This is a genomic window from Paenibacillus sp. MT124, from assembly GCF_058792755.1.
In genome coordinates, this window is record NZ_CM179500.1 from 4,347,091 (window position 1) to 4,359,817 (window position 12,727).

10 protein-coding genes are annotated in these 12,727 nt (G+C 46.9%); all 10 read right to left on the reverse strand.

What is annotated here, in order from left to right; translation table 11 throughout:
* Window positions 1–281: 281 nt before the first annotated feature.
* Window positions 282–539 carry a membrane protein insertion efficiency factor YidD gene (gene yidD / locus AC3RCI_RS19660; protein ID WP_127537919.1) on the reverse strand — a complete coding sequence of 86 codons (258 nt, stop codon included), beginning with the start codon at window positions 537–539 and terminating at the stop codon, window positions 282–284.
* A gap of 2 nt (window positions 540–541) precedes the next feature.
* Complete coding sequence (locus AC3RCI_RS19665; RefSeq protein ID WP_336780682.1) at window positions 542–1,006, reverse strand: Fur family transcriptional regulator; 465 nt, start codon at window positions 1,004–1,006, stop codon at window positions 542–544.
* 381 nt (window positions 1,007–1,387) lie between these two features.
* Complete coding sequence (locus tag AC3RCI_RS19670) at window positions 1,388–3,640, reverse strand: stalk domain-containing protein (RefSeq protein ID WP_492471554.1); 2,253 nt, start codon at window positions 3,638–3,640, stop codon at window positions 1,388–1,390.
* A 264-nt stretch (window positions 3,641–3,904) separates the two neighbouring features.
* Window positions 3,905–5,491: a beta-N-acetylhexosaminidase gene (gene nagZ, locus AC3RCI_RS19675; RefSeq protein ID WP_492526036.1), complete on the reverse strand. Its 1,587-nt coding sequence runs from the start codon at window positions 5,489–5,491 to the stop codon at window positions 3,905–3,907.
* Complete coding sequence (locus AC3RCI_RS19680) at window positions 5,488–6,738, reverse strand: response regulator (RefSeq protein WP_492526038.1); 1,251 nt, start codon at window positions 6,736–6,738, stop codon at window positions 5,488–5,490. The genes nagZ and AC3RCI_RS19680 overlap by 4 nt, the downstream gene beginning before the upstream one ends.
* Window positions 6,739–8,574, reverse strand: a complete 1,836-nt coding sequence (locus tag AC3RCI_RS19685) for a cache domain-containing sensor histidine kinase (protein ID WP_492526039.1) — start codon at window positions 8,572–8,574, stop codon at window positions 6,739–6,741.
* Between the two features lie 30 nt (window positions 8,575–8,604).
* Window positions 8,605–9,435, reverse strand: coding sequence for a carbohydrate ABC transporter permease (locus AC3RCI_RS19690; protein ID WP_336780677.1), 831 nt, complete (start codon window positions 9,433–9,435; stop codon window positions 8,605–8,607).
* Window positions 9,435–10,319: a carbohydrate ABC transporter permease gene (locus AC3RCI_RS19695; protein WP_095359303.1), complete on the reverse strand. Its 885-nt coding sequence runs from the start codon at window positions 10,317–10,319 to the stop codon at window positions 9,435–9,437. Before AC3RCI_RS19695 ends, AC3RCI_RS19690 begins: the two co-directional genes overlap by 1 nt.
* 51 nt (window positions 10,320–10,370) lie before the next feature.
* Window positions 10,371–11,735, reverse strand: coding sequence for an ABC transporter substrate-binding protein (locus AC3RCI_RS19700; RefSeq protein WP_492526040.1), 1,365 nt, complete (start codon window positions 11,733–11,735; stop codon window positions 10,371–10,373).
* A 231-nt stretch (window positions 11,736–11,966) separates the two neighbouring features.
* Complete coding sequence (pflA, locus tag AC3RCI_RS19705; RefSeq protein WP_492471550.1) at window positions 11,967–12,719, reverse strand: pyruvate formate-lyase-activating protein; 753 nt, start codon at window positions 12,717–12,719, stop codon at window positions 11,967–11,969.
* Window positions 12,720–12,727 lie beyond the last annotated feature (8 nt).

Here is a 12,727-nt window from a genome sequence, read left to right on the forward strand (position 1 = left end):
TCCTTCGACCGCCCATTAACGCTGGATCACGCCCCAACCTTACGACAGCGTCTACATACACGTCTGCACGCTCGGAAGAGGTTCCTCCGGGACCATATTCCATCCTCCTCCCAGACCGGTTCTCAGCTCATCCGGCTCTCTGCACTGGGGGTGTGTCTGTACTTATCCCTTCACTGGAAATCATTATACGAAAAATATACTGAAATGCTGCCCTCTTTGTCAAGTCGGCAGCTGCACAACTACGACCATGTCATTTGATCAGGTGGTTAATGACTCCACCTTTATCCCTCATCATGTACCATGACCGTTTTTTCTGTCTTTGGCGGAACCAGATCAACGCCTCCCGGATGAAACGGATGGCATTTTGCGATACGCTTGGCAGCCAGCAGCGAACCTTTGAATGCGCCATGAACCTCAATCGCTTCCATTGCGTATGCCGAACAAGTTGGATAGAAGCGACATGTAGGTGGCTTCAAGGGAGAAATATAATTTCGATATACCCGAATGGGCGCCTGTGCCACTCTGCGGGATAGCTTCATGGTTAGTGTTTCCCGTGATCGTGTGAATGCCCAGTGGACACTTTCGTCGGAGCATATTCCGCACAATCTTTGCAGTATCCGAACACTTCAAATTTATGATCCACAACCTGAAACTGTTCTGGAGCATCTGCCAGCTGCATCGGACAAAAAACGATCGGATAGGTCTTCTGACATTTCAGACAGATCATATGATGGTGATGGTGATCTTCACTGCAATGCGCTCTGAATTTTACACCGTCTTCAAAAATGACCTGCTCCAGTACACCCAAATCCTGCATGACACGCAAGTTCCGGTATACCGTGTCAAAGCTCAGTCCGCTGTAAGTCTTACCCATATATTCATAGACGTCCTTGGGTGTAAGATACCCAGGAGATTCGGCAAATAACCGGGCCAGTGTCTTCCGCTGATCCGTAATGCGAAGTCCCTGTGAGGACATAGTATTAATAATCTGTTCTGTCGACAGCATGACTTCAAGCACCTCCTGTCATACAAGCATTATGCATACATCCTAAGAGCAAATCCAAATTAGCAAAAAGCTGGATTACTAAAGTATATTCGTCCAGATGCTACCCATTGGACTTCATGTGAATTACAATTATGCAACACTGATACCATGCTTGTTATTATAATTCTAATAATGCCTCAAATTCGGATTAGAGTCAACGAAACGGCTAGCTCACTATTCATCGTCAGTTTATTAAGAGTTTCATTAAAAAGGACCCCATTCACATGGAGTCCTTCTCTGACGGTTCAGAAGATTATTTCTTCGGGCGACTTTTGGGGTGATCGGGTATATAAGATATAAGCTTTCACTCCAAACCGTCCGTTCCTCGTTGCCTGGTCAAGATTACTTCTCAGCTGGAAGCGGCGTGAACAACAGATTGACAGGAAGATTGCTTCCTGGGGCCGCTGAGAACAGAATGGTAACACTCTCACCATAAGAGCCTGTACGGTAGAGTACACTTTGCTCGTTAGGAGCACTCAAGGATTTACCCTCGGATATTTGCACAACCTGGCCATTAACAAGTGCCACACCGGAATATTTACCACCACGAGGGTTGAACGAGATCAGCGTACGCGGTGCTACGTTATTCAGTGTAATTTTATAAAGCACACCAAAGTTACCGGCGTTGGAAGCATCTGTGTAGGCCATCGGGTCTGTTCCGACCAGGTTTGGATCACTTGCATTGTCACCAAGCGGAAGACGGGAAGGCTTCGCACCTACTTCCTGATCATACGTAATGACACGTGTTGCATTCGGGTATGTTCCCCGGTTGTGAACACCATCACGATCCAGTACAGGTAGCGTAGACCATACTTCCATCGGGTCTTTGTTTTCTTCAATCATAATAATGTTGTAGTCCAGTCTGTAATCGCTGAATACATCGGAGTACAGGGAGATTACTTGGCCCTTCTTCATCGGCAGAGCACTAAGTTCTGTAAGAACCAGTTTGCTCTCTCCAGGCTGCAGGACAACGTCCAATTTGCCAGTGCCTTCCTGCATGGATTTGAACCAGCGGTCAATCGATAGCTTCCCAGCTACAGTAGCAAACGGAGATGGACCCGCGAAGCCCATGTTTTGCTGCTCCAGTGTTGCCGGATACATATTGTTGTTGGTAGCCACAACGTACATTTTTACGTTTTTACCTGTATTATTCACGTGGTGAATCATAAAACGTGTTTGTCCAATCGAAGATTCCTTGTAGACAATTCCTTCGCTGTTGACCGTTTCCGGACTGTTACTGCGAATCAGAATGCTTTGCTCATCATAGTAAGTGTATGGAACTTTCTCCATGGCAGGTACTTCTCCACCATTGAAGGTAAACTTCCCACCAACCGGTGTGAACAATTGATTGAAATCAGAGAGAGTGTACAACGTTTCGCCCGTGATATTGATGATTTTAGAATAGCTGTTACTCAGACCGTGTTTGTCTGTAACTGTAATCGTAATGGTCTTCGGTCCTGGAACAAAGAATGCCAGTGCGTTGTTGTCCCACTCTGTTGTCTCAATAGCATTCTCGTCGTCTGTGCTTTGATCAATGTAGGTTATCTTTTCACCCATTTTGTACTCTTCCTTGTCTGTAGTGAACATCGCTACAGGAGGAAGATTGGGTTTTTGGACCTGGATTGTGACAGAGTAAGGATCACTCCATTGACCGCTTGAATCCTGGACAGCATACGTTACCGTATATGTACCTGGTTGGTCGAACGAATCCTGACGGCCAGTCCAGCGCTCATCCACAATATCCAGTCCTTTGGGAGAACTGTATTTCGTTGTGTATGTTACGTTGTCACCGGCAAAAACTTCTTTGGGTACCGTGAAACTGGCTACCGGTTTGGTACTCAGTTTCAATACCACCGTTTTGGCGGATTGGTTCACTGTATAAGTAATGTTGAGTGCCTGTGTAATTGAAGTCAGCGGCACCATAAACGTATTCTTTTGTTGGTAAGCAGCGCCCTTCATCGTTCTTGCTTCACCATTAACGGTATAGATTTTGCTGTTGGTCTTGAAACGCAGCTCATCTTCCCCGCTAATAATGATCGTTTCCTTGGTCGTGTTGTCGTACTTCACATCATAGCCAACTCGGTCAACCAGCGCGCGGATCGCTACATAGGATACACCATTTTTGACAGCCATCGGCTGTCCGGCAAGGTATGTCTTGCCATCTTGCACCATTTTATTGCTGTTCATGTACAGCGTCAGGTCTCCGCCGGCAGTTCCGGACTGACCACTAGTGGAAGGCTGCTCAACCTCTACAGGTGTAGGTGCTGGCGCTTCTTCCTCTGTACCTTCTGCATCTTCAGATTCAGCAGGAGCTGCAGGGTCAACTGGAGTAACGTCTGTACCTGATGATTCTGTGGATTCAGGATTCGTCTCCTCCGTTGTATCGTTATCGGAAGTCTGTGTACCTGATTGATCTTTTACTTCGGATTCCGCTATGGTTTGTTCTTTCTTAATAACCTCAACGGATTTAACTTTGGCTGTATTCACTGGTGTCGAATCGCTTTGATCAGCTGCCTGTGCATTCGCAGGAATGGCTGCAAACGCCTGAAAAACAGCTAAAGCGGTAAGTATAGACAATTTCTTCTTCAAATTCATTCTTTTTCTTTGGCTCCTTCTGCTCCCATTTTATTAATATCCCCCTCAAAAAGTCATACTATTAGACGCTTGTCACCGGGAAAAGTTGCTAAAAATAATAGATTAGAAATGTAAAGTTTTAATAGAGCGAAAACACTATGAAAATAATTAGTTATCATTTCATCATCATTCAAAGATTCAAATGATATATTCAACAAAAAAACCTTACCATTATATGGATGAATATCACCACATAATAGTAAGGCCGTCTTTATCACTTTAAAGTTAACTTAATCGGACGGGCAAGCTTCCACTCGGATTCAGTTCACCCGTAATTAACAAGGAGAGTGCACGTACCACGGCAGGTGTATTTTCGTAAGTACATACGTAAGCTCCCGGCCTGGGTATTTCCAGCAGATCATAGGGATTACGCAAAGCTACAACAATTAATGAATGGTTTACACTCAGCCGTTCAATCAAGTAACGCTGACCTTTGGGAAGAACCCCAGCCGAGGTGTACGTGCATACAATGACTTGTTCTCCCTCCATTACACTTTTCGTAATTCGTTCTGCTTCTTCATATGACGGCTGTGTTGTTATCTTATGCTCACGAACATGATTTTTGTATTGTCCAAGCACCACCCCAAGTGAATCCGAATGGGACCAGGGTTCATCTACCTCTGTTCGCTGTACAACCTCAGGCCATACAACAAACACATTTTGTTCAGGCTTTAATGGCAGTACACCGTCATTATGAACTACGGTAATGCTCTTGCAAGCAATTTCATCTAACAGCATATTCTCCGGAACGGATGAAAACGAATTTTGTTCACTCGATTGTTCACTTGATTGATTACCGCAGCGTTTTTGCTTCCAATCCACGACACGCTCCAGCGCCAGGTCAATGATCTGCTCGTCGATGTCTCCATGGCGGACCGCTTCCACCACAGCATCTATAGCTGCAATTTGCTCCTCCAGGGTATGACTGACCAGAATTAAATCTGCTCCCGCCTTAACCGCACGAACAGCCGCATTCGCAACCCCATATGGTTTGGATATTGCGTGCATCTCCAGACAATCTGTAATAATAATTCCTTTAAACCCCATTTGTTCGCGCAGCAATTCATGTAATACGTTACGGGACAACGTTGCTGGAATAGGCTCAGGTTCAATTGCCGGAAAGATTACATGTGCGGTCATGATGGCATCCACACCTGCCTCAATGGCCCGGCGAAAAGGCCGCAGCTCCACCTGCTCCAGTCTTTGCCATTCATGCGGAACCGTTACCATGCCAAGATGTGAATCTACGGCTGTATCTCCATGCCCCGGAAAATGCTTCGCTGTGGCAGCTATGCCGCTGGACTGATATCCAGCAATGGCTGCCGCACCATGGACCGCGACGTTCTCGGCATTTTCCCCATAAGATCGCACGCCTATCACCGGATTAAGAACGTTATTGTTCACGTCAACAACGGGTGCAAGGTTCATATCGATCCCAATCCGCTTAAGCTCAGCCCCAAGAATTCGCGCACATTGATACGTATAGTCCGGATGACCTGTTGCACCAAGAGCCATGCTTCCCGGTACTCTGGTAATCCCGTCCTTATCAATTCTCGCAACCATACCGCCTTCCTGATCTACCGAGATCATAAGCGGCAGCTCACTGCTTTTTGCGGACAAGCTCTGCAGCTCGGCAGACAAACGGGTCAATTGTTCCACACTTTCCACGTTGCGCCTGAAGTAAATAACACCCCCAACATGGTAGTCCTGTATCAACCGCGTAATCTGTTCGTCCACTTGCTGTCCATGAAAGCCGCACATAAACAGCTGACCCACCTTTTGCTCCAGTGTGAAATGTCCCCATGAGCTCATGTATGCATTTCCTCCTCCAATGAAGTGGCTATTCTATGGCTTTGCCTGTATTCGGACGGTTTCATATGAAAATGTTTATGGAATACCTTGGAGAAATAACGCCGCTCTTTATAGCCCGTGGCTTCCCCAATTGACGTAATGCTCCATTCCGTTGTACTCAATAACATCGCTGCTGTTTCCATCCGTTTCTGGGTCATATATTCAACAAATGTAACCCCGACATGGCTTTTGAACAGCTGACAAAAATAACTTGAACTAATACCAAGCCAATCCGCTACTTCATCTATGCCAAGATCATGATCCAGATGTGTATCCATATACTCACATGCGGACTTGATCCATTCCGAAACCGAAGGACGCGAGGTGCTTTGTTTCTGACAGTGCCGGTATCGCTCAATAATCTGGTGGTCCAGACATACGGGCGTATCATCCAGAATAATCCTTGCCTTCATTGCTGAGTCAACAGCAAAGATGGCATTAAGTCTCTTTTGAATACGCTGAGCTAGTTGATCTGCTCTGGTCTCCCATCCAAGCGAAGCCTTGAGCAATATCCCCCATTCTCCCTTACGGACGTGAGTTATGATGCTTCCTTCGATTATTTCGGTTAGATCTCTAAGATTGGTATGAATTTCATCATGCCACTGCTGATGCTGGTCAGCTGTCCATCCGATGGAATGGCGGAAATAACCTTCTGCATCCACAAGAATCAGGACATAGCGATCAGCAGAGGGCAACGTTTCCGAGGATTGCACGGGGAAGCATGCCAGGTTTTCCTTTTCACCCCGCAGCAAGTCTGTCACATGTTTGTGCCTGATCCAGTTTTCCATTTCTATACTTCGATGGCGTTCAGACTCACTAATTACTCTCTTCTGAATAATTTGTTCAGTTAACTCACGTAATTTGTTCTCCAGATCCGAGTAATCAATGGGTTTACATATGTATTCATGTACATTGTAACGGATGGCCGTTCGGGCATATTCGAACTGCTGATATCCGGTCAGCAAAATAATTTCACATGACTCGCCCCGCTCGCGCAGGATTCGAATAAGTTCCAAACCATCCATGGTAGGCATGCGGATATCGCACAGCATAATGTCAGGATGGCAATCAGCCACCTTATCCAGTGCTTCTATTCCACTTCTGGCCGTGCCCGTAATTTCAATCCCCATGTCCTCCCAGGGCAGGATCAGTCTCAAATTTTCCAAAATCGGCAGCTCATCATCAACAATCATTGCCGTCAGATTCATCTAGGCATCCCCCTGCTCATATCGTGGAATTATGCATTGAATCACTGTCCCATGTCCTGGAGCAGAACATATGAATATGCCATATCCCGCCCCGTATCGAATTCGTATCCGATCCGCTACACTTCGTAAGCCGAGTCCCCGGCGTTCAGCCATGGAGGATAGGGAAAGCTCCCCTTCCTTTGCATGCGAATGTTCCGGAGGATCCTCTGCCATATATTCGAATCTCCCCATTATTTCCTGGGGAATGCCAAGTCCGTTATCCTCCACTTGCAGTATCAGATTATGGTGGAGCTCAAACGCACTGATTCGAAGTACTCCCTTGTACTCAATACCCTCGAAGCCATGCTGAATGCTATTTTCTACTAAAGGCTGCAAGGTCAGTTTAAGTACGGAGGATGCATATAAATGAGTAGGAATATCCACTTCGTACGTAAACAATTCGCTGAATCTGTATTGCTGAATTTCAAGATAACTCTGGAGATGCCTTACTTCCTCGCCCAGTGGAATTTCTTCCTGATCCTGAATACTGATACGAAGAATATTGCCAAGACGGTTTACCATTTCGCTGACTTTCCGTCCCTCTCCTCGCATCGCAAGCCCGTTGATGGATTCCAATGTATTGAACAGGAAGTGTGGCTTGATCTGAGCCTGCAGCACACGCAGTTCAGCCTTGGCCTTTTGCTGCTGCTCTGCCCGCACACGGCGAAACAGACTTCCAATCCTGTCCAGCAGTTCATTGAATCCATGGGCAAGAAGCTGCATCTCATCGAATCCCTTACCCTCAACCCGTGCGTTGAAGTCACCATCCTCGACTCGCCGCATGAAACGGACCAGCACCGCAATATTGCCGGTTATCCGATTCATGAAAAACAGGTTGAAGACCATCGCAGCAAGAAGACAGACCAGAATAATAATCACCGACCAGCCTGCAAACACGTTCGTTTCAGCCGACAGCGCTTCCCAAGAGGTGACACTGATTAAACTCCAACCGTAGTTTTTCAGATGATACTGGGACAGGATACTCTCCGTGCCATCAAATACGGTCCGGATGCTGCTGAAGCCAGGGCCATAACTGGATGCGTTCACACCGAGGTTCTCCATCTTCTCCCCACTGTATCGCCCGGATGGGTCATAGACTACCAAACCTTCTTCATTAATTAATAGAAAGGACGTATTTTGAGCAGAATCACTGATCTGCAAATGCCGGAAGATGCGATCGATCTCCCCCTTTTTGATTTGTACCACCAGAATTCCGATATTTTGAAAATAACTGAGTTCCTTCACTAACCTGATCTGCGTAAAGACAGGATCGTTACCGGTAAGTTCGGGATACTCAAGCGGGGCAAGCCATTTGGGCACGCCATTAAGCTGATGGATTTCCTGAAATAAAGGGTGTACCTTGAATTGCTGAAAAGGAAGCGTTTCAAAATTTTCCTTGGTAAATATGGAGACGATCTGATTGTTCTGGGACGAACGCAGATCATATAAGAAAGCATAGCTAATGAACGGATAGTTATATAGAAGAGATCGGAAATTGCGCTGGCTGGCATTGAGCGATAATTGATTACCGGTCCCGAGATCCTGCTTGGTCGGATCTTTGGCGTTAAGTGCCATTTGAAATACCGACGTGGCGATCCCGTTATCCGTGACATTGTTTATCTGCTGAAAAACATTTTCGATATTGTAACTAATGGCCTGGAGGGCATATTCGGCCTGTTGGTTGTATTTCTTCTCAATTGTATGTGAGGTAACCAGAAACATCCCGATACCCAGTGCACACATCGGTACAATAATTAACAGCAGAAATGCCAAGGCCAGCTTCATGCGCAAGTTCATATCCGTTCTCCCCAATAACCGCTTAGGCCATCAACCCTTGACGCCGCCTGCGGTCACACCTTCAATGATTTTCTCCTGTAGTATGGCGTAAATAACAATGACAGGCACAACACTATATACAATTCCTGCGGACATCTGGGCATAGTTCATCTGGTACTGATCACGAAACTGGACCATGCCTACAGGCAGGGTGCGCAGCTTATCTGTAGATAGGAAATAATTGGCGAGCAAAAATTCGTTCCAGTTGCCGAGGAAATTCACGATAAATACCGTAACGATGGCTGGAACTGTAAGAGGTATCACTATTTTAGCAAAGATCCCTGGGGCCCTCAAGCCATCCATTACCGCTGCTTCCTCTATCTCTCCGGGAAGTGATCTCATAAAAGCAGCCAGTATGATAATCGTAAAAGGAATGGCATTCGCTACATAGGGAACAATCAGAGCCAGATGCGTGTCCAATATGCCCAGCTTGCGGACGAGCAAATAAATGGGCAGCATGAGCGCATTGTTCGGAATAAGCATGCCGGCCAGTATAAGACTATAGAGAAACAGGCTCCACTTGCGGTGTCTCATCCGGGTTACAGCAAAAGCAAACATGGCGCCCAGTATAATGGTACCTGCCGAAGAGAGCACCGAAATGTACATGCTGTTCCAGAAATACGTACCAATCTTGGCGTTGACCCAGGCTTCCACGTAATTGCTAAACACCCAGTTCGTTGGCAGACCAAAAGGATGAAGAGCAATCTCATTGTTATCCTGTTTGAATGAAGAGAAGATAACGAATAAAAAGGGAAATAAAATAGCGATCAAATATAACATCAACAACACATGAGGAATACTGGCTCGTATATGCTTTACCATCAATACTCCACCCTTTCGTTGTGCCTTGCCACGAGCAGTTGGTACACAGCCGTCAGCACAAGTGTCAGAGCAAAGATCAGGACCGCTACCGTATTGCCGTATCCATATTTAAAATTGGTAATCGCATATTTGATCATATACGTAGCGAGCACCTCGGTGGAGCCGGCCGGTCCGCCTTTGGTCATTACAAGCACAATATCTGCTGCCTTCATCGCTCCGGCAATGGACAGCATGATGACAACCGAAATAATGGGCCTGATGAGTGGCAGCGTGATTCGGGTGGCCCGCTGCACTGCCGTCGCACCATCGATGGCTGCCGCTTCATCCAGGTCACGGGGAATGGCGAGAATGGCCGCCAGCACCATGACAATGTAAAATCCGGTCCACTGCCAGGCATTGGTCACAAGAATGGACAGCATCGCGAAACGATTATCCGAAAGCCAATACACCGGCGGAATGCCAAACGTATTGAGCAGTTGATTCAATAGCCCGATGTTGGGCTCATAGATAAATCCCCACAAAATACCGATGACTGCCGTCGACATAATGGAAGGTAAAAAAACAGCCGTTTTGTATACTCCCTTTAATCGTTTGACATTGGCAATAAGCAATGAGAATAATACAATCAGTGGGACCTGAATCAATACGGAAAATCCGATAAAAAAGCCATTATTGCGTGTGGATATCCAAAACCGTTCATCGGTTAAAGCCTTGGCGTAATTCGACAAACCCACAAATCGTGGGTCTGTCGAAACGCCATTCCAGCTGGTCAAGCTATAGTACAGTGAGCTGCCAATCGGATACAGGAAAAACATGACAAACAAGATCAATGCCGGTAATACAAACAGCGTGTAAATGAGTGGGCTGCGGAGTGAAGTATTCATATTCAGCCTCCTTCAGTAACTTCAGTTGCAGCTTGAGGTAGAGTAGATCTATTATTCCACAGAAGCGTTGGCTTCCTCCTGAACTTGCTGCAGCTCCTCCGCCATCTTCTCCGGCGTGGTCTGTCCACCAATTAGTTTTTGAATCTGCAGATTGCTGATCTCGGTGGTCACATCCGCCTGTACCAGCGCATCAAAGGCTGGGAATGATGTCTGGGATGCATTCAGGACAGCAACGATTTCCTTCATCAGCTCGTCGGTAATGCTGTCCGTTAATACCTTCTCATCCAGCTTCATGGCAGGAAGGACTCCATCTTCCACAAGTCCACGCACCTGCATATCTTCATTATAGAAGTTTTTGATGAACGCTTTTACCGCTTCCAGCTTCTGAGGATCTTCCGCTACAGATGCCGAGAAGCCATATCCATTATTGACGTCACGCATAAGGGAAGTCTGATCTCCCACGCCATTCTCTACCGGCGGCATATTGAAGAATCCAACCTTGCCGATCAACGATTCCCCGCTCTGTCCTTCCTTAAATACTGATGATTTCCATGTTCCGTCATACATCAATATTGCTTCACCACTTGTGAATTGAGTCGTATACTCTGCGTATTCGAAGCCGAGCTCGCCTTTTTTGAAATACCCCTTATCGACCCATTCCTTATGCTTCGCAAAACCTTGAATCACACCCGGATCGGTCCATTTGGCTTCACCAGTTGCAAACTTCGCAGTAATCTCGGGACCGGCATAACGGGACCACAGATGATTCGTCAACATCAGCGGGACCCAGCCCGCTTTGGAAGCAGAGGCAAGTGGCACTTTCCCATCCGCTTTGATCTCGGCCAGCATGTTATCAAGCTCAGCCATGGTCGTTGGTGCTTGCCAGCCCTTTTTTGCAAAATATTCTTTGTTATAGAAGAAACCTTCGCCTGAACCACCAATCGGCAGTCCATACACTTTGCCTTCATACGTGAATGGTTCAAGGGATGTATACTGATCCTGAATGCCCAGCTCTTGCAAAATCGGTGTCAGATCCAGCAGCATGCCTTCCTTGGCATACACTTTGGAGTCCGGGCTGCCGAACAGTTCAAAAATATCCGGTGGATTGCCGGCAGCCATTTCCCCGCGAAGCTTTTCCTTCCGGTTTACATCCGATTCAACCCCGTCCAGCGTAAAGGTCAGATTAGGGACCTCACTTTCCACTTTGTCGACGACGTCCTGCAGAATGGCCAGCCGTTTCTGTTTATCCGCCCCTACTTGGGTGTGACGCAGCAGCATTTCCACCGGTTCCTTGCTCGTCTCCGGTTCGGAGCCAGAAGCTCCCTGCGGATTTTCGTTCCCTGAGCCCGAACATGCAGCCAGCGTCCAGGACGTAACCAGCAGCAGTGAGAGCAGCATTATCATTCTTTTTTTCATCGTCGTTGACCCTCCTCGGCATATTGCGCATTTGGTTTTACACTCTGATTATAAAAAGCCGGAGCTACCATCGTAAGGATGACAATTCATCAATAAGGGGATAAAATCCTTCACTGAACAAGCCTTTTCGTAATCCTCATGTAAAATGCAACAAAAAACAGCCCTTGCGACGTTTGTCGCAAAGACTGTTTGAAGAGTGGGTTCATTTTCTATCGGACCCATGGATATGGATCATTTTGCCCGAGCAAGTGTGTCTGTCGTTTCTTTCCGCCCCTGTTCAATCAAGCGATAAGCCCGTTCCACTTCTTCTTCGGTAGGAGACGGAACGCCTTCGAGCGGATATACTTTTCCCAGTGCCTGCCATTTGTATATGCCCATCTGGTGATACGGTAAAATCTCAAACTTCTCCACACCATTCAATGTTCCGATATAGCGTCCCAGGTTAAGCAGATCTTGTTCATCATCATGAATGCCTGGCACGTATACGTGCCGAATCCACATTTTCCGGCCATGATCCGATAACCAGCGGGCCATCCGAAGTGTTCTCTCATTGGATTTCCCGGTAAGCTTGATATGCTTTTCATCATCGATATGTTTCAGATCCAGCATGACCAGATCCGTATGGTCCAACAAGTCAAGAATACGCTCAGGTTCATTATAGCCATTGCTGTCCAGGGTGGTGTGCAGTCCCCAGCGCCGCTTCACTTCCTTGAAAACCTGGCCGACGAAATGAGCCTGCAGCGTCGGTTCGCCTCCCGATACCGTAAGTCCGCCACCCGAACTGCGATAATAGGTCAAGTATGGCTCGATCTCAGCAAGAACTTCCTCCACGCTCATATCCCGGCCTCCATCAAGCGCCCATGTATCCGGGTTGTGACAATATTGGCATTTCAGGTGACATCCCTGCATAAAAAGCACGAAGCGGATGCCTGGGCCGTCAACCGTCCCGAAAGTTTCGAGTGAATGAATATGTCCGTTAACCATGCTGCCTC